The sequence below is a fragment of the Amycolatopsis umgeniensis genome (assembly GCF_014205155.1).
GTDB classification, from domain to species: domain Bacteria; phylum Actinomycetota; class Actinomycetes; order Mycobacteriales; family Pseudonocardiaceae; genus Amycolatopsis; species Amycolatopsis umgeniensis.
In genome coordinates, this window is sequence record NZ_JACHMX010000001.1 from 7,813,790 (window position 1) to 7,832,989 (window position 19,200).

The 19,200-nt window shown below is 65.2% G+C and carries 10 protein-coding genes and 1 pseudogene; 7 read left to right on the forward strand and 4 right to left on the reverse strand.

Going from position 1 to position 19,200, the window contains the following annotated elements:
- Positions 1-10 precede the first annotated feature (10 nt).
- Positions 11-1,543, reverse strand: coding sequence for a DUF2079 domain-containing protein (locus HDA45_RS36455; RefSeq protein WP_246480905.1), 1,533 nt, complete (start codon positions 1,541-1,543; stop codon positions 11-13).
- Between the two features lie 551 nt (positions 1,544-2,094).
- Here HDA45_RS36455 and HDA45_RS36460 point away from each other — a divergent pair.
- The 4 genes from HDA45_RS36460 (at position 2,095) to HDA45_RS42610 (ending at position 14,854) form a co-directional block, all read left to right on the forward strand.
- Positions 2,095-8,286, forward strand: coding sequence for a PA14 domain-containing protein (locus HDA45_RS36460; protein ID WP_378317263.1), 6,192 nt, complete (start codon positions 2,095-2,097; stop codon positions 8,284-8,286).
- Between the two features lies 1 nt (position 8,287).
- On the forward strand, positions 8,288-8,788 hold the full coding sequence (locus HDA45_RS36465) for a hypothetical protein (protein WP_184903162.1): 501 nt from the start codon (positions 8,288-8,290) through the stop codon (positions 8,786-8,788).
- A gap of 769 nt (positions 8,789-9,557) precedes the next feature.
- On the forward strand, positions 9,558-13,922 hold the full coding sequence (locus HDA45_RS36470) for an AAA domain-containing protein (RefSeq protein ID WP_184903164.1): 4,365 nt from the start codon (positions 9,558-9,560) through the stop codon (positions 13,920-13,922).
- A 2-nt stretch (positions 13,923-13,924) separates the two neighbouring features.
- On the forward strand, positions 13,925-14,854 hold the full coding sequence (locus HDA45_RS42610; protein WP_246480907.1) for a hypothetical protein: 930 nt from the start codon (positions 13,925-13,927) through the stop codon (positions 14,852-14,854).
- 60 nt (positions 14,855-14,914) lie between these two features.
- Here the strand turns inward: HDA45_RS42610 and HDA45_RS43295 are convergent.
- Positions 14,915-15,250, reverse strand: a pseudogene (locus HDA45_RS43295) (hypothetical protein); the annotation flags it as partial.
- A 128-nt stretch (positions 15,251-15,378) separates the two neighbouring features.
- The gene (locus HDA45_RS36480; RefSeq protein ID WP_184903168.1) at positions 15,379-15,993 is read right to left on the reverse strand and encodes a TetR/AcrR family transcriptional regulator; all 615 of its coding nucleotides are present in this window, start codon (positions 15,991-15,993) and stop codon (positions 15,379-15,381) included.
- Between the two features lie 124 nt (positions 15,994-16,117).
- On the opposite strand from HDA45_RS36480, the gene HDA45_RS36485 reads away from it, so the two are divergent.
- Positions 16,118-16,870, forward strand: a complete 753-nt coding sequence (locus HDA45_RS36485) for an SDR family oxidoreductase (RefSeq protein WP_101606854.1) — start codon at positions 16,118-16,120, stop codon at positions 16,868-16,870.
- Entirely contained in the window at positions 16,867-17,652 is a 786-nt protein-coding gene (locus HDA45_RS36490) for an SDR family NAD(P)-dependent oxidoreductase (RefSeq protein ID WP_184903170.1), read from the forward strand. Before HDA45_RS36485 ends, HDA45_RS36490 begins: the two co-directional genes overlap by 4 nt.
- A 46-nt stretch (positions 17,653-17,698) precedes the next feature.
- Here HDA45_RS36490 and HDA45_RS36495 read toward each other — a convergent pair whose 3' ends face one another.
- The gene (locus HDA45_RS36495; protein ID WP_184903172.1) at positions 17,699-18,187 is read right to left on the reverse strand and encodes a beta-class carbonic anhydrase; all 489 of its coding nucleotides are present in this window, start codon (positions 18,185-18,187) and stop codon (positions 17,699-17,701) included.
- Positions 18,188-18,380: 193 nt separating this feature from the next.
- Between HDA45_RS36495 and HDA45_RS36500 the strand changes: the two genes are divergently transcribed.
- Positions 18,381-18,716: a hypothetical protein gene (locus tag HDA45_RS36500; RefSeq protein WP_184903174.1), complete on the forward strand. Its 336-nt coding sequence runs from the start codon at positions 18,381-18,383 to the stop codon at positions 18,714-18,716.
- Positions 18,717-19,200: the final 484 nt, after the last annotated feature.

Here is a 19,200-nt window from a genome sequence, read left to right on the forward strand (position 1 = left end):
GGCGCCTGTTTCAGCGCGTGGGTTGGAGCTTGTAGAGCCTGCCGGCGTGCGCCGCTAATACAGCACTGATGGTGGCGCCAGGTGGCGCGACTGCTTGCCAGGCGGTGCCGTCTGGCCTGGTCATGGTTGTCGCGGTGCCGTTGGGAAGGCCAGTGAGTCCACCGCCGATGACCGTGTCGTTGGGGTCAGTGATGAGGATGCAGTCAGGTGGTGCTCCGTCGATTGCGGCCCATCCGGTGATGAGCGTGTCTCCGGTCAGGGTTGGGCTGTCGACCGCGCCGACGGCACCGCCTGTCGGGTGTGTGCTGGACAGCTCGATGGCGGCGCGGGTGTCGAGCTGGTCACCCAGTTCGGGGCCGTGGCAGGCGAGAGTGAAGGAGTCGTTGAACGGATACGCACCGAGTGCGCGGGCTGCCTGGGATGCTCCGCGTTGTATGTGGAGGGTGTCGAGCACGGTAGGTGAGTCGACGCGTAAGGCTATGGCGGCGAGGTTCAATGGTGCGTAGTCGCGCCGGACGTTGTCGGCCTTGCCGCCGCCGATGGCATGCGTGACAAGGCTGACGGTAATGATGATGGTGGCGACATGTCGTAGTGGCCAGTGTGGACGATGCATGACGGCTAAAGCGAGCAATGCGCTAGTGGCGAGCGCGGCGATGAGGACGTAACGGCTGATGAGGCCGACGTTGCCGCCAGGTATTTGGCCGGTGGTGCGGCCGAGGGCGAGCATGCCTGCGAGCGCGAAAGAGTAGACCGCGACACCGGCCCAGCTAGCGTCCATAGTGGATCGATCGGCATCCTCGATCCGGTTGATGAACGATCTGCCGATGAGCAAGAAGAGCATGGCGAGCGTTGCCCCACCAGCGATCACGGCGATGATGGCGAGGTTGGCAGACCACAGGCCGCCGATAGCGGCGGCTAGTACGGAGATCCTGCCGTCGGGATCGAAGGCTGCGCTGGCCAGGGATTGCCGATCCGACGGTTTGGTGAGAAACCAAGCTCCGATGACGACGACACCGATCGCGGCGGGGATCAGGACGCGTGCCCGAGATTCCCCGCGTAACAGGAAGACCAGGGCCAGGGCAAACCAGATCGGCAGCGCGGCACCAAAACTGAGACACCCCAGCGCAGCGGCGGCGATGGCTGCCCAGAGAAGCCCGCGGTGTGCGCAGGCGATGGCGAGCACGCAGAAGAACACCGCGGGTACCCAGCTGATGCCATTCGTTGCCTGAAGCCACAACTCCATGGCATGCGAACTGAAAAAGAGCCAGGAGAATCCGCCGGTCAAGACGGCTTTTAAGGCTGGCGACATTGCTGGGGGCAGCATCGACCGCAGAAGCAGCACGACACCTGCCATCAAGATGACGGTCAGGACGGTGAGGACCCGGTTGTCTCCGCCGAACCACGCCGCGTCCGCCCAGAACAGCAATGATGGCAACACAAAGGGCTGCTCGAGGTGGTAGGTGAAGACCTGGTCTGCCAAGAGGCTGCCGTTATCATTCGTGATCTTCGCCAGTACATGCCAGTAGTCGAGTAGCACATGCATCCGAGGGGCTCGCACTGCCGCCAGCAGGGCTAGGCCGAACGGCGCCATCGTGAACAGCCACAGTGCGACGAGGCCGAACCGGCTCCAGATGCGTGGAGCAACACGGGGTGCCGACTTTCGTACCACATATCGCTCGTCGGACCGGGACGCGGTGGGGGAGTGCTGGTTCACGGATCTCCTGGTGAAACGGGTTCGGCCTCATCCACCCAATGGCGGTTGATCGAGCGAGCGCAGCGTGCCTGAGCCTCGACGCGGGCAATGCTGTGACCTGTGCTTTTACTGGATCAGGCGCTGGGTTGACAACTGTGAGCTTCACCTCATGAAGCGATGTAACGACTGTGTGTGGTTGCAGCGATGCACGGTTCGGCTGGGAGTTGCTGGCCAACCGGATCGCGACGTGGTGCGTGGAATTCCCGACGCCTCGCTGCCTACGCGGCCGGATGGGTGCAGCGGGCTTGCCCGCTGCGAGGGAGGGGCTGCTCGTGTTTCTGCTGCGTCGCGCTGTCGAAAGAACCCGGTGGATCAGAGTCGTCATCTTCCTGCTGATCGCCGTGCTGGTCATCAGCGGCACTGAAGCGGTTTCGGCGCCGCCCCAGGCCACTGCGGCTCCCGCACCCATCGACCCACGCAATGTCCCAGTGCTGGGTTCGCCCGCCGCGGCCACTGACACGCCGCAGGCACCGTCCACGGCGGATTTCGGAGCCAGTACCCGGCTTGACGGCGGCGCGGGCAGTCATTTCGATCCACAGCGGTCGAAACCGGTAACGCGGTCGACGTTCGTCACCGAATATGAGAACCCCGATGGCACCCGGTCGGTGCAGCAGTCGAACCAGCCGCTGAACGTGCAGGACGCGGCCGGGAACTGGCAGCCGGTCCAGACCACACTGGCGACCGACCCCGCGACGAAGCGCGTCGACGCGGATCAGCATCCGCTGAGCCCGTCGCTGGCGACGAAGGCCGACGACACCGCCGTGCTCCAGGTCGAGTCCGGCGGGCACACCGCCAGCCTCGCGATGGACAAGGCAGCGGGCTCGACCGCCGCGGTGAAGGGTGATTCTGTTACGTATCCGGAGGTCGCTGCCGGGACGGACTTGGAGTACGAGGTCACGCCGGGCGCGGTCAAGGAGACCATCAAGCTCAAGCGCCTGCCCGCCGATGGCCGGTCGTCGTGGAAGTTCAAGCTCAACACCGGTGGCCTGACACCGAAACTGGACAAGAACGGCACCGTCGTCCTCGCCGATCAGGCGGGTGCGGCGAAGATCGTGATGCCGCCGATCGAGACCTGGGACTCCGCGGGCAACGGCGAGACCGCACCGGCGATGACCGGCGGCACCTACACTCTCGAGCAGGCCGGGGCGGACTGGTGGCTCACCGTCGCCGTCGACGCGAACTGGCTGCGCGACCCCAAGCGTGTCTTCCCGGTCTATGTGGACCCGACCTTCACCTACGGGGTCAAGGAATCGCACTCGTACCGTTCGGACGGCACGAACTGTGACGCGTGCGGCTTGCGGATCGGCAACAGTCAGGCCAAGGGCGACACCTACAACCGCAGCGTCTTCAACGTGGACTACACGCCGCTGTTCGGCAAGACCGTCGTCGGCGCCCGCATGGACCTGACCCGCAACACCAGCGTCGTCGGCTCGCTGAAGACCTGGAACGCAAACCTGCACCACGCGTCCGCCTTCAACTTCAACGGCGTCGGCGGCTACATGACCAGCGCGCTGGTCGGTGATGTCGGCAGCTTCGTCGGAGAGGGGCTGACCGGGTTCATCCGCGACCGGGTCAACGCCCGCGACGGCTCGGTGTTCTTCATGCTGATCGGCGCCGAAAACGCCGGAACCTGGACCTACAAGAACCTCAACGCCACCCTCACCGTCGACACTGGCAGCCCCGCCCCGGCGACCACGCTCGTCGGTCCCGCGGACAACTCGGTGTCGACCACGTTGACCCCGACGTTGTCGGTGAAGCCGGTGACCGATCCCGACGGTGACGCGGTCAAGTACTGCTTCCGCGTCGCCACCGGCGCGGACGGCAAGTCCGGGGTCGTGGTCGAGTCCGGCTGCCTGCCCACACCGACGTGGACGGTCCCGGCCGGGATCCTGCAGGACGGTGTCGCCTACACCTGGCAGGCGATGACCTATAGCGGCACCACCACCATCACCCCGACGTGGGTCGCGCACCTGAAGGTCGACCAGCGCATCGGAGACCACGGCCCGTCCCCGACCGACGACGCCGGCCCGGTCACGGTGAACCTGGCGAACGGCAACGCCTCGCTGTCGCAGCAGACGCCGTCGTTCACCACGGTCGGCGGCAACGCCGGGCTGAACTTCACCTTCAACTCCCAGCAGCGGGAGAACAAGGGCCTCAAAGCCTCGTATTTCGTCGACCTGTCGCACAACGGGTTGATCAGTGACGCTCAGCAGCCGGTCCTGACCCGAACCGAGCCGCAGGTGAACGTCGACTGGGGCACTGACTCACCGTTCGCGCCGGCGCTGCCCGCGGACTGGTTCGTCGCCCGCTGGGAGGGCTTTTTCCAGGCCCCGGTCGCCGGGACCTACCAGTTCGCCGGGGTGCACGACGACGGCGCGGTGGTATGGATCAACGGGAACAAGGTCTACGACATCGGCACCCCGAGTGACGTGAACTGGACCCAGTCCACCAACGTCACCTTGACCGCAGGCCAGCGTGTCCCGATCAAGGTCGAGAACGCCGAGGCCACGGGCGCGGCGAAGATGAGGCTGTTCGTCCGGACCAGCGACAACACCACCGTCGCCCCGCAGATCGTCCCAGCGGACTGGCTGTTCTCCAACGATCTGCCCACGCTGCCGCAGGGCTGGACCCTCTCGGCCGACCTCGACGGTGACGGCACCAGCTACACCGAAGCCAAGGTCACCGACCAGAACATCGTGCTCACTGACGCCACCGGCGCCAAGCACACTTGGACCAAGAAGTCCACCGGCGGATATACCCCGCCGCAGGACGAGAACGGCATCCTCGCCCTCGACACCACCGGCCGCGTCACCCTGCGCGACGGCGGAGACGTATTCACCTTCCGCGCCGACGGCAAGCTCGACACCCAAGCCTCTGTCACGGACTCGCGCAAGCCGGCGGCCCTGCAGAACATCTACACCGGTACCCCGTCGCGGCTGACGCAGATCAAGGACCCGGTCTCCGGCCGGGCGCACACCCTGCACTACAACCGCGCCGGCGACGACTGCTACGGCGGCACCAGCGCGCCCACCGGGACCGACACACTCGCGCCGTCGCAGATGCTCTGCCGGGTGTCCTATTGGGACGGATCCCAGACGTTCCTGTGGTACGCCCAAGGCCGTCTCGCCCGGATCGAGGACCCGGGTTCGGAGAACAACGACTATCTCTACGACGGCGGCGGTCGTGTCACCGCCGTCCGTAGCCCGCTGGTCACCGACTGGGTCGCCGCAGACCCGGCGAGCCGCAACCTGATCGACTACTACACGACCATCGGTTACGCCGACCAGAACGGCAAAACCCAGGTCGCCAACGTCACCGAACCGGCTCCGGCACCGGGCCAGCCGAGGGCGAAAACGACCTACCGCTACGACCCGGCCAACCGCACCTCCTTCACCGACACAGCCGGCCTTAACCCGGCCACTGGGTTCGCCAGCAAGGTCACCTACGACGAGGCCGACCGCACACTGTCCACCACAGACGCCGCGGGCAAGACCTCGACACAGGAATGGGGCGCGAAGGACCAATCGTTGTCCACCACCGACGCGGCTGGCCGCAAGGCGACCACGGTCTACGACTACGCCGACCGCGCCACCGACTCCTACGGCCCTGCACCGGCGTCGTGTTTCAACGGCCAGCAGCCGAACGGCACGTGCGGGATGTCGCATGGACACACCGGCTACGACGAGGGCGTCAACGGCCTGTCCGTCGTCTATCACGACAACGACAGCCTTTCCGGCGCCCCGAAGACCTACACCACCGGCATCGGCGGCCCCGGCGGGCAGCTAGTGAAGAACTGGAACACCGCCGCGCCCGCCGACGGTATCCCCGCGGACCACTTCTCCCTGCGCGCCACTGGTGACATCGTGTTCCCGGCAGCCGGGAACTACACCCTGCGAGTGCTGGCCGACGACGGGGTCCGCGTGTGGGTTGACGACCAGATCGTCATCGACGACTGGATCAACACCACCCCGAAGTGGCGCACCGGGGTCGTGAACAACACGACCTCTGGGGCTGCGAAGCGGATCCGGATCGACTACTACGAGTTCGACCAGACCGCCCAGCTCGAACTGCACTGGACCACTCCCTCCGGCACACAGGAACCCGTCCCCGGCGCGCAGCTCAAACCACGGTACGGACTGACCACCTCCACCACCGCGGCCGAGTCTGACGGGGTAGCGGACAAGGTCGGCACCACCCGATTCGACGAGAACGGGCTCGACCCGGTCTATGGCCTGGCCACCTCCGGCCAAGGCAACCCAGGTGGGCTGAAGATCAACGGCTCGGTCGGCTACGAGCCACCAGGCAGCGGGTACCTGCGCAAGACCGGCAAAACCATGGCCACCGGTGCCAAGACCGGTTACGCCTACTACGGCGATACCGAGACGCGCGCGAACCCGTGCGTTCCCGGCAGTGCCGCGGTGAACCAGGGCGGGATGGCCAAACTGGTCACCTCCACCGCACCCGCCGCCGGACCTGCGCGGGTCGACGAGCAGGTTTATGACGCGACCGGCCGGGTGCTGGCCGAGGCCACCGGCGGTGGCTGGACCTGCACCACCTACGACAATCGCGACCGTCCCGTCGAGATAGGTGTCCCGGCGTCGGCCACCTCGCCCGCAGTGACGGTGAAGCACGACTACGCGGTTGGCGGGGATCCGCTCACCCGTTCGGTCTCCGACGACAAAGGCACCATCACCACCACGTCCGACCTGCTAGGCCGGGTCACCAGCTACACCGACGTCAACGGTGTCCGCACGGGCACCCTCTATGACCAGGCCGGACGCGTCACCTCGACCACCGTCACCCCGCCCGACGCCGCCGACGCGCCGCGGACCGTCTCGTTCACCTACGACGACGCCGGACGCGTGCAGACGCAGAAGCTCGACGGCACGACCCTGGCCACGGTCGGCTACGACAACGCCGGGGAACTCGCCACCGTCACCTACGCCAACGGCACTTCGCTGGCATCGGTGACCAAGGACAACGCCGCTCGCGCGCTGTCCCTAGGCTGGAAGACCAGCGACGGCAAGGACATCGTCTCCCAGGTCGGCCGAACCACTGCGGGCACGATCATCGACGAGTCCCTCGCCGGGACCGACGCCCGCCCGAACGCCCCGAACTACCTCTACGACGGCGCCGGCCGCCTGACCGAGGCCTACGTCACCGGTCATCACTACACCTACGACTACACCTCCACGGCGTCCGTGACTTGCCCCGTCGGCACCCAGGCAAACGCGGGACTCAACACCAACCGGATGCGGCTGCTCGACCAAACCGCGGCCGGAACCGCGGAAACCCGCTACTGCTACGACGCCGCAGACCGGATCCTGGCCACCGAAGGCGTCACCACCCTCACCGGGTTCGCCTACGACTCCGACGGCAACACCACCGGCTGGAAGTCCGCAGACGGCAGCACCACCACGCTGACCTGGGACGGCTCCAACCGCAACACCGGCGCTCGCACCACCGGCCCCACCCCGGCACTGAACGCCGACATCGCCTACACCCGCGACGCCACCGACCGCATTGTCCGCCGCGACCCACGTGACTGCGACAACAACACCGTCGTCCGCTACGGCTTCACCGGCGACGGCGACTCCGCGGACCTGACCCTCAACGCAGAGAACCGCCTCACCTCGCTGTCGCTGACCCTTCCGGGCGGAGTCCTCTACACCAGCAAAGCCGGTAACGACGGCGCGTTCACTGCGTCGTACGACCACCCGTCAGTCCGGGGCGACCTGGTCTTGTCCACCGACACAGCCGGGCACCAGGTCGGCGACCTGCGCTCGTACGACCCATACGGCCAGCCGCTGACCGCCACGGGTGCTGTCGATCCGCAGAACGTCCCTGACAACTCACCGGGTTCGATGGACTACGGGTGGCTTGGCCAACACCAGCGACCCTATGAACACACGGGCGCACTGTCGCTCGTGCAGATGGGCGCACGCCCGTACAGCCCGCTGCTCGGGCGGTTCCTTTCCGTCGATCCCGAAGAGGGTGGCTCCGCCAACGACTACGACTACGTCGCCGGCGACCCCATCAACAGTGTCGACCTCGACGGCCACGGGTTCTGGGGCTCGCTCTGGAATGGTGTCAAGGCGGTTGCCCGGGTCGTGACCCCCATCGCCGAATGGGTTTCCTGGGTGCCAGGCCCGATCGGAACCGTTGCCGCGGGGATCGCTGCCGCGGGGAACGCGATCCAAGGCAACTGGGCCCGGGCCGCCAGCTTCGCCGCCGTCGCACTTACCCAAGGCGTCTCCCGTTACACTCGCATCGTCGGCAATGTGGTGTCACGCTCTCGAAGGCTCGGGTTCATGAGCAAGCGGTTCGGCAACAGCAGCGCCATGCCGAACCGTACCCGTGAGCGACTGCACAAGTTACTTCCCGGTGGAAAGTGGAACAACAAGAGCCGTACGCTGAAGATCGGCTGGAGCGTCGCCAAGAAGTCGAAGAACGCGACGTTCCGTATCTCGTACTCGAAGCTACCGAAAAGGTTCCGGCACTATCACATCATGAAGGGGCCGAGGCGTTACTGAAATGAACGACGAAGAGCTGACCTTGGCCGAGCAGGCGCATTTGTGGGCCGAGGCGCTGACCCGGGCAGTGAACGTCCGGGTGGGTGACGCTGATGTGCCGTTCGAAGCGGTCCTCAAGAGTGGGTCCTCGGATCTTCCGCAGACTGTTCGGGTCAGCTCTGCGCGTCGAGGCGATCCGTCCCTGACGATCCTCGTCGAAGAGGTGCAGGCGTTCTTGTCGATCGACTCCGCGCCGGGAGTTTCCGTGGCCTATGAGTTCGAGGGATCGCCGGCCGGCCTGGAGAAAGGAGTCGAATGCCGTGAGCGTGACGGGGCCCACGCTCTGAGTGAAATGGACTTGGTCGATCACGTCGACGCTTTCGCGAGATTCGGATTCTCACTCGTCAGGTTTCCGTTGTTCGAGCGACTCAAGATCTTCAGGGGCAACTCGGGTGTCGCGTTGAGCTGGGTCACTTTCGATCTTTCTTGGCCCTTGGTGCTCGCGCGAAAGTGGAGGCCGTAGTTCCGGTTCAGTCGAGGGCTTCTGTGTAGAGGATCCGGTCATAGGCGCGGAGGAAGATCACGTGCCGAGCAGCGATCGATCTTCGGTACGAGGGACGAGGGGTGAAATCGTCGCCCTGCTCGAGTCGAGGTCGAACTCCTACCCGAGAGGTGCTGGGCTAACGCACGCAGCCGAAGGATCTAGACGATATTTGCGGCCCCGCCAGTGTTGGTGGAATGACATTTCATCCTGCTTTATGCCCACGTGAGACCTCCTGCGCGAAGCCACTCGCCCGGGGCTCGTACCGCAGGAGCTTGACCACGACCTCGCCACTGCGGACAACCCGGCAAGCAAGCCAGCCAGTGTCTGCTTGCGCCGAGTGCTGGACCGTCCGGACGCAGCGTCGAGTCGCAGGCGCTGGAGGCTATTTGGCGGTCAGGGCAGGTCTCGCGGTACGTCACTGCTGATTTCACAGCCGTGGAGCGGTCTCCGGACTGGATTCACGTCTTGTCTTGACTCACGACGTGTTTGGGAGACGATGGTCGTGCTCGGCGTTGCCAGTGAGTCGGCGACCCTTTCGGGGCAATATATGTCGGCCGACACAGCTGACAACTTCACGACAGCGCAAGTCGTCCGGTGAGGTGATTTGGCTCCAGTCGTCGCTACTGCACGTCACAGGTCAGTAGTACGTTCCGGCATCCTCGGTGATCGTGGGTTGATTCGACGGCCCGTGGCACCGATTCTGTTCTACTGCCCATCGAGAGGTGGTGGGTGTGGCGATGGGGACTGGATGCGTCCGAATGACCCTAACGTTCGCCGTGAGGCGATCAAGTTGGTGCAGTATCTCCGCGATATGGCCGCGTCGACGAAAGCGGATACTTGCGACGTCGCCGACTTCGAACAGTGCTGGTGGTTGTCGGACGTACCTGAAGGTGTGGATCTGCGAAACCGGATAGGCTCGGACGGCGGTTTCCTTACCGTTGATCAGCTACCGTTGCCGTTGCCTCCTGATCTGCCACCGCAACTCAACGGGCATATCGATGCGGGCCAGTGGCAGGATCATGACGCTGGGGAACTCGACCTCTCCGATGATCTGGCCGGGCGGGTCGAGAATGCGGACGACGGCAACGAACTGGTCATCGCCTACCGCGCCGCGGTCGTCGACCGGGATTCCTGGCTGGCCGATATCGAATCGGTGCGTCCGCGGCGCAAGCTCTATGAGGATCTTCGGCAGGTCGCTGGGCAGTTGACGAGCCAGGACGACGAATTCGAACTCGTGCTGTGTGCCGGACTCGTGGCAGGTCGGGACGAGAATGGCCGGGTGGTGCGGCGGCACTTGCTGGCCAAACGGCTGTTCGCCAAGATCGATGATCGCTACTCCGGCGTGACGATTGGTCCAGATGTCGACGCGAGCATGCTGATGGAGGATCGGAGATTTCTCATCCCCGTGCTGGGCGAGGGATTGGGACGCGCTGAGGACATCCGGGCCGAAGTGGAACAGTCCGACTTGCTGCCGACCGATGAAGGAGCCGGCAAGTGGCTCGCCGACTGGAGCGGGCGACTGCTCCCGGACGCTCCGCGGTTCAGCGATGCGGTGATACCGCCGCCGATCGAGCGAGTCGGGCGACTCGCGGTGTCTGCTTCGCCCGCGATGATCCTCCGGCGCCGTGATCGCTCAAGTGTGGCCGGTTTTCTCGACCTGGTGCTGGAACAGTTGCGAGACCCAGGTGTGATCGTCCCCCAGGCGCTCGTGCAGATCCTCCGCGATCTGACACCCGACGAGCAAGAGGCATGGCTGGTCGAGATGGCCGGCACCTCCAAGACCCTCGGCGCGAATCCACTCTTCTCTCGGGAGCACAACCTGCAGCAACGGCTGGTCCTGGAGAGAGTGCGACAGGACAACGGCGCGGTCGTGCAAGGGCCGCCAGGAACCGGCAAGACACACACCATTGCCAATCTCCTGGTGGCGATGCTGGCGGAGGGGATGCGTGTGCTGGTGGTCAGCCAGCGGGAGCAGCCTCTTCGTGTGCTGCGGGGAATGCTGCCGCCGGACATGCGGAAGCTATGCGTCTCGCTTGTCGGTAGCAGGGACGGAAGGACCAGCGACCTCGAGTCAAGTGTGCGCGCGATGGCCGAGTACCTCGCGAGCACAACAGACGTGCAGGCAAGGGAACGGGTCGTGGCCGGCCATGACCGCTGGCTCGTTGCTGGTCGCCGGGTAGCCGATATCCAACAAGATCTCGCGAACTCCCGTGAAGCCGAGCATGTCGACCACCCGCTGGTCAGCGACGGCTATCAGGGGCGACTCGCTCACATCGCCGCACAGGTCGAGGAAAAGCGCCATCGGTTCGATTGGTTTCCGCCCCTTCCCCCGGACGCGCCGCTGCGAAGCTCTCTTTCACCTGAGGAACTCACCGAACTGCGTGCCCTGCTGATCGAACATCCTGGTGGACCGAGGCGCGCCCTCGAATACATGCCGCCGGCAGAACAAGTCCACATCCCCGAGCAGGCGAAGAAGCTTTTCGACGTGCTCAAGCCACCTCGAGTTCGTGACGGTGCCGAGGAAATCGCCGACCTGAGCGGGCTCGTTGAGGTCGCAGAACTGGACCGGTGGCAGACCGGCCTCGACCGACTGAACAAGATCGTCCGGCACCTTCAGCATCGCGCAGCCGTGAACGACACAAGTCAATGGCTCACAGCGGCGGTGGACGATCTGCTCGCCGGTCACAACAACAGCGCGTGGCAGGATGTCATGTCGCGCTCGCCGGTGGCCGAGACGCTTTCGGCAAGATCACGAAATCCGCTGCTACGGGACGTCGAATACCCGGAACACGATCACACCGCCTTACGAGATCTGCGCGATCAAGCGTGGAAGTTGTGGCAAGGTCTGGCGAATCGTAAACCGGTGCGGACGATGTTCTTGCGCAGGCCGACCAACCTCGGCAGGGATACACAGTCGGTCCGGGAACGATGCAGGTATCGCGGCCGCGAGCCGCGAACCGAAGAGGCCGCGGCCGCCGTGTACGACGTGTTGGACATCGTACTCAGCCTGTCCGAGGCCGAACATGCTTGGAGTTTCGTGGTTGCCCTGCCGGCCGTGACGGCCCGCGCGAGCGATCGGCTTCGCTGGCTTGTGGAGGCTGAAGGCGCGTTGCCCGTCTTGCAGGACATGCGGCAGATCACCTCCGGATTGCGAGAAGTACTTGCCAGGAATGGCATTCTAGTGGTGCTCACGACCCATAACCTGTGGCTGACACTTCGTGATGGCATCGAACTCGCCCGACATCGCATCGACGTGGCACCGCATGAGGAATACCACGCGGGCCTGATCGCGTGGTGGGCCACCGTCATCGACTCACCGAACGCCGCCCCGGAACTGTATGAGCTCGCGAGAGCACTGGAGCGCCGCGACATACAGGCGTTCCGGATCGCGGCCGCGGAGGTCAACGACGCTCGGTACACGATCGAGAGCCACCGCAGACTGCGCGACTTGTACGACCGCGCCGTCGGCTGCCACGATGAACTTGTCACCGCGCTGACGAGATCCCTCCACGACGACACTTGGGAAGCTCGCTTCTGCGTGATCGACGAGGCCTGGAACTGGGCCGTCGCTGAGCGATTTGTGCGAGCGCGGCATCAGCCGGGTCTGGACGCACGGCAAGAGTCCGACCTAGCGGAAGCCAAGGCAGACCTGCTGAAAGCGACCGCAGAACTCGCGACGGCAAAGGCTTGGGCGATTTGCCTGCAGACCATGGACCCGAAAGCACGCCGCGGCCTGAAGAACTACGAAAACTTCGCGAAGAAGCAGCGCGGCAGGGGAGGGCATACCGCTCAACATCAGATTTCGGCTCGATCGGCGATTGAGGACGCCAAGCCAGCCGTGCCGGCCTGGGTCATGACCATCGACAAGGTCGCGGAGTTGTTCCCTGCCGTGCAGAACAGCTTTGACGTCGTCATCGTCGACGAAGGCAGCCAAGCCGAGCCGACGGCCCTCTTCCTGCTCTGGCTCGCCGCAAGGGTCATCGTGGTCGGTGACGACAAGCAGTGCACGCCGTTCACCAGCCCTCGCGGCCTGGATGCGGTGTCAGACCGACTGCGGGTGGACTTCCCTGACGTCCCCGCTCACGCCCGGGAGGTTCTTCTGCCGAACGGAAATCTGTACAGCATCCTGAGCGGCGCGTTCCCTGCCGTAGTCCGACTTCGGGAACATTTTCGCTGCATGCCGGAGATCATCTCCTGGCCGTCACGCCAGTTCTACGATAATGACCTGGTGCCCTTGCGGCAGCACGGCATCAACCGATTGGAGCCGGTTCTTATCCGCCACGTGGCCAACGGGCAAACCACTGGGTCCTCGGACACCCTGACCAACCGTCCTGAAGCCGAACACGTCATCGAGCTCCTGGCCAGTTGCCTGGAGGATCCAGCCTATGACGGTAAGACGTTCGGCATCATCGCCATGCAGAGTCGGCGTCAGGTGAATATGCTCGACGGGTTACTCCTCAGGAGAATCCCGGCATCAGAGATCGAACGGCGCGATATCCGTGTTGGTAACGCGCAGAACTTCCAGGGCGACGAGCGCGATGTCATGCTGGTGTCGACTGTCGCGGCCGGCCGGCCACAGATTTTGCGTAACCACACTTCTTACGAGCAACGGCTCAATGTCGCCGTCAGTCGCGCACGAGACCAACTGTGGCTGATCACATCACTGAGCCCTGACCTCGACTCCGAAGACATCCGTCACCGCATGCTGACGTACTACAGCGAAAACGAGGAAGCCGAACCGAAGAACCAGAACCTCGGTGATATCTCGCAGACCCGGCGTTGTGAGCCGTTCAGGTCCTTGTTCGTCCAGCAGGTCTATCTGGCGATCCGCGGCCGTGGCTACGACGCTGACCCGCAGTGGGACATAGGTGGCCGACGGCTCGACATCGTCGTACGCGGCCGCGACCGATCCGCTGCGATCATGTGCGACGAACATACCGGGCTCAGCGCGGAACACCGCCGCAAAAACGACGAGTCGCTGCGTGAGCTGCGGCGGGCGGGATGGCCGTTCTGCCGCGTCGCCCATAGCCATTTCATCCTCGACCCGGTGACGGCGTTGGAAGTCGTATGGCAGACCTTGAGCGAACACGGTGTCGAACCGGTGGAGGCTTGATCGTGGACATCATCGATGAGCAGACCCTTGTCGCCGTCGCGGATCTGATCTGCGGCGATGGCACGGTCTACTACCGGCGAGCGGCAGATCTGGTCACCTTCTTCCGTCGCGCGGGCTGGAACGAGGTGGGCGAGTACGACGGCGACAGTCGCAAATCCTGGACTGTCGCACACCTGCTATGCCGCCGCACCGAGCCCGACGCGATCGAGCAAGTGTTGAAACGTCTGGTCGACCCTCGCGAATACCAGCAGGACCGCGAGTCCGCCGAAGAGGTTTTTCGACAGCTCAACCTCCTTCTGCAAGTCGAGAACCTCCACGTCGAACTGGACGCGAACCTTCGCCCGGCCATACGACCAGGTCGTATGGCCACGGACCCAGCGCCCCTCGACATCAGCAGGCAGAAGTTGCAGTATTCGGTCGACGAGGTCGTGACAGACCAGAAATTGGTGCCCATCCTCGACCAACGTATCGCCGAAATCGACAAATGCAGAGCTACGGGTTGCTACCTCGCGGCCATGATCCTGCTAGGGAGCCTGGTGGAACTTCTGCTCCTCGACGCCGCGGAAAACCGCCCGATCCCCGATGAGATCTGGAACGAATCCGAGGCGAAAGCCGAGAGGGTCCGCCCCGCCAAAACGGCGGACAAACTGTCACTGCACTCGCTGATCTATGTGGCACATCGACTCAAATGGATCGACACGGACGCATATCGCATCGCCAGCGTTTTGCGTGAATTCCGCAACCTCGTCCATCCGAATCTAGAGCGCAAATTGACCGGCCGGCCACCGGACGAGGATACGGTAGACATGTACTGGCCGGTGTTTATCGGTACCTTCAATGACCTCGGGCGATCCCGCCCGGGAGGACCGGGTGCCGAGGGTGGCGGGCCGTCGACTGACCCGGCCGGGCCATGGGGACGTCGTCGCCGCTAGGCCCCTGCGGCGCACAGAACCACGGCAAACGTCCTTCTCGCCAAGGGTCCTGCGGTTATAGGAGAGGGTGGCTCCGAGGCTTCCCCCGCCGAGCGCGGTCCCTGCAGAGTGGCGGGTGAACCCGTCGGTGGAACGGAAGTTCGCGCCGTTCCAGCCCGCGACCGGTTCGTGGCCGGAGGAGGTGTCGGCGACGAGGCGGTAGTCGCAATTCGAGGGGTAGCTGCCGTTCTTGCGCACCGTGTAGGCGACGGTGTCGGGGTCGAGCCAGAGTTCGCCGTCGCCATCGGACTGGTAGCCGTAGTCGATCGTGAAGTCGAACCGCTCCACGAGGTCGGAGTTCTTAGGCTTGGCGGCGTCGTAGACCTCGAGCACGAGGGCGCGGAGGTGCCCTGAACCGAGCCAGGTCCGGGCGAGTTAACAACCGCTTAGTATGTGGTCAACGTCTCAGCGGGTATTTCTCGATACCGACCGGTTGGTATGTCACTCTGGTGGCGGTATCGCCGACGGAGGTCGATCAGTACCGGTCAGGAGAGTTTCGTGCCGAGCATGCGGAGCACCAGCTCGCTGTACTCCTGGCCCAGCTTCTTCGGTGTCTGGCGGGCGCGGTCGCTGTACCAGCGGGAGACGTCGACGCCGAGCGAGAGCACGGCGCGGGCGGCGGTATGCGGGTCGCCGACGGTGAACACGCCCGTCCGCACGCCTTCGGAGATGACCTCGCGCACGACCTGCTCGATCCGGCGGCGCAGTTTCGCGACGATCTCGAACTCCTCGTCCGGCAGCGCGTGCAGTTCGTACTGCACGACGCGCGCCACGGTGTGCCGCCGCGCGTGCCAGGCCACGAAGTCCTCGACCAGCAGGCGGATCCGTTCGACGGGGTCGGTCTCGCGTGCGACGACACTCTCGACCAGCGAGAGTGTCTGCTCGTGGCCGTATTTGGAGATCGCGAACAGCAGCGCGGCCTTGGACGGGAAGTGCACGTACAGCGCCGCGGGGCTCATGCCCGCCGCCGAAGCGATGTCCCGGGTGGTGGTCGCGTGATAGCCGCGCCGCGCGAAGGATTCGACCCCGGCCAGCATGAGCCGCCGTGCCGTCTCCGGCTGGACATCGGGCCACAGTTCGGCCGACAGCGACATGGTCATCCGCGGATCCTCCCAGACGCTCGTACTCCGACGGTGGGCTTGACACCACCTCCGGTCCTTTCCATTGTAAGTGAGCGCTCGCTTAGCGGTTGCGCTCGCCGGTGAACACAGAGGAGATCGAAGAGTGAACTCGTTCAAGGATCGCGTCGCGATCGTCACCGGCGCAAGCCGGGGTATCGGCCTCGGGATCGCCAAGGACCTGGTCGAGCGCGGCGCGAAGGTGTGCATCACCGCGCGCAAGCCGGAGCCGCTGGCCGAAGCGGTCGCCGAACTGGGCGGTGAGGCCGTCGCGATCGCCGTCCCCGGCAAGGCCGACGACACCGCGCACCAGGACGAGGCCGTCGCCAAGACGATCGAGGCCTTCGGGCGGCTGGACATGCTGGTCAACAACACCGGCATCAACCCCGTGTTCGGGCCCACCCTGGACATCGAACCGGAAGCCGCCGCGAAGATCTTCGCGGTCAACGTGCTCGCGCCGCTCTCGTGGACGCGCCGGGCGCGCGACGCGTGGATGGGGGAGCACGGCGGCGCGGTGGTGAACGTCGCGTCCGTCGCCGGGCTCGGCGCGTCGCCCGGGATCGGCATGTACGGCGTCAGCAAGGCCGCGCTGATCCGGCTCACCAAGGAACTCGGCTTCGAGCTGGGGCCGAAGATCCGGGTGAACGCCGTCGCGCCGGCCGTGGTCAAGACCAAGTTCGCGACGGCGCTGTACGAAGGCCGGGAAGAAGAGGTCTCCGAGTCGTATCCGATGAAGCGGCTCGGGGTGCCCGCCGACATCGCGAGCGCGGTGTCGTTCCTGCTCTCGGAAGAGGCGGGCTGGATCACCGGGCAGACCGTCGTCCTCGACGGCGGCGTGACCCTGGCGGGTGGCCTGTGACCGCGTCGTTCGCCGGAGCCGGTGTCGTCGTCACCGGTGGAGGCGGGGGCATCGGTGCCGTACTCGCCCGCCGGTTCGCCGCCGAGGGTGCCCGGGTCGTCGTCGGCGACCTGAACGGGGACGCCGCGGCCGAGGTCGCGAAGGAGATCGGCGGAACCGCCGTGGCCGGGGACGCCGCGAGCGAAGCGGGCGTCGCGTCGCTGATCGAGACGGCGCGCGAAACCCTCGGCGAGATCGATGTCTTCTGTGCCAACGCCGGGATCGCGCCGATGGGCGGCGTGGAGGCGCCGGAGGAGGACTGGGCGCGGATCTGGGACGTCAACGTGATGGCGCACGTGCGCGCGGCCCGGCTGTTGCTGCCGGTGTGGCTCGAGCGCGGCCGAGGGCATTTCATCTCGACGGTGTCGGCGGCGGGACTGCTGACCAGCCTCGGTTCGGCGTCGTACTCGGTGACCAAACACGGCGCGCTCGCCTTCGCCGAATGGCTTTCGGCGACGTACCGGCATCGCGGGCTCACCGTGCAGGCGATCTGCCCGCAAGGCGTGCGGACGGCGATGCTGGAGAACACGGGTCCGGCGGGCGAACTGCTCATGGGCGCCTCGGCGATCCAGCCGGAGCAGGTCGCGGACGCGTTGTTCGAGGCCATCGAGGCGGAACGCTTCCTGGTGCTGCCGCATCCCGAGGTCGCGGAGTACTACGCCGCGCGGGCCACGCAGACCGACCGCTGGCTCGGCGGGATGAACAAACTGCAGCGCAAGGTGGAGCAGGTCGTCGGCGAATGACCGGAACGGGCCGCGACCGTGCGCGCGGTCGCGGCCCGCGTCCCGTTCAGGCGACCTCGTTCAGTTTTCCGGTGGCCACGTCGAACACGAACCCGCGGACGGAATCCTTCTCGGGGATGAACGGGCTGTTCTTGATGCGCGCGATCGACTGGCGGACGTCGTCGTCGAGGTCGCCGAAGGCTTCGGCGGCCCAGGACGGTTTGACGCCGACGTCTTCCTGGATGGATTTCTTGAATCCGTCGTCGGTGAAGGTCAGCATTCCGCAGTCGGTGTGGTGGATGAGGATGATTTCCGTCGTGCCGAGCAGTCGCTGGCTGATCGCGAGGGAACGGATTTCGTCCTCGGTGACGACGCCGCCCGCGTTGCGGATGACGTGCGCTTCGCCTTCCTTGAGGCCGAGGACGCCGTAAACGTTGATACGGGCGTCCATACAGGCGAGTACGGCGACGTGCTTGGCGGGCGGCAAGGGAAGCGGCCCGGAAAAGCGTGCGGCGTAGTCGGCGTTGTTGGCCAGGAGTTCGTCGGTGACCGACATGGTGATCCCTTCCGATCGGCGTAGGAACGAGTGGACCGTTGGGATGCACGCATGCGCAACCATGCCCATGAGCTGGGACCGGGAGCTGAAGGGGACTGCTGTCAAGGCGACTCGCCAGGCGTAAGGCGGTTGATCTTCGCCGGGGGATCGGCCACTGTGGTCGTGGGGTCTTGCTCGCGGTAAGGAAAACTCAATGAACAAGCGCTTCGTGGTCCGTGGGGCCGTTCTCGCCGCGACCCTCGCGGGCTCGGTGCTCACCGGGGGAACGGCGATGGCGAGCACCGCGGAACCGTGCGCCGCCGGGGCGTCCGGTGACGTCGCGGCGGCTTCCTGCACGCCGTACCGCAAGCAGAGTGAGGGCTGGAGCAGCAAAACCTCCTGTAACCGCGCCGGCAACGAGGGCGCGCAGGCGATGCGCTGGACCGGCTGGAACTGCAACAAGGCGCTGGCGGGCTGGGAGCTGTGGGTGCGCACCTGCACCGCGCTGGCCGCCGAGAAGGACGCGGTGACCACGCGCGAAACCGTCTGATCCGTGCAGGGCCGCCCCCGGTGTGAAACATCCGGGGCGGCCCTGTCACTATTCTGGATGTCCACAGTGGACGGCCTGTTTTCGGTCAAGCGATCGCTTCGCCGATGTGGTGTGCCGATGACCGGTCACCCGCCTCGTGAATCCGTAGGCACAGGCGCCGAGATCTACCTTAAATCAATGTTAAGCATCGGCGGATTCGGTGCTATCTTGACTGAGCGAAACGCGAGAAGTTCTTCACGCGGAATTCGCCCCTCATCCCTCGTGGTGCGGGCCCGCCGCGGAGGTTCGGTTACCGAATCTGCCGCTGAGCTGAGGATTCTCCTGCTGGGACGCCGATACCGAACCTTCGGTACGGGCTGTCCGCACGGTGGGTTCGGTGGCCACGAACTGCTGCGGAATTCGTTGACCCCATGGAGAGCCGGTTCGTAGTGTTTGCCGAGTCTTGGGCAGGGACGGCTTTGGTGGACACGAATGGCTCAGGCAG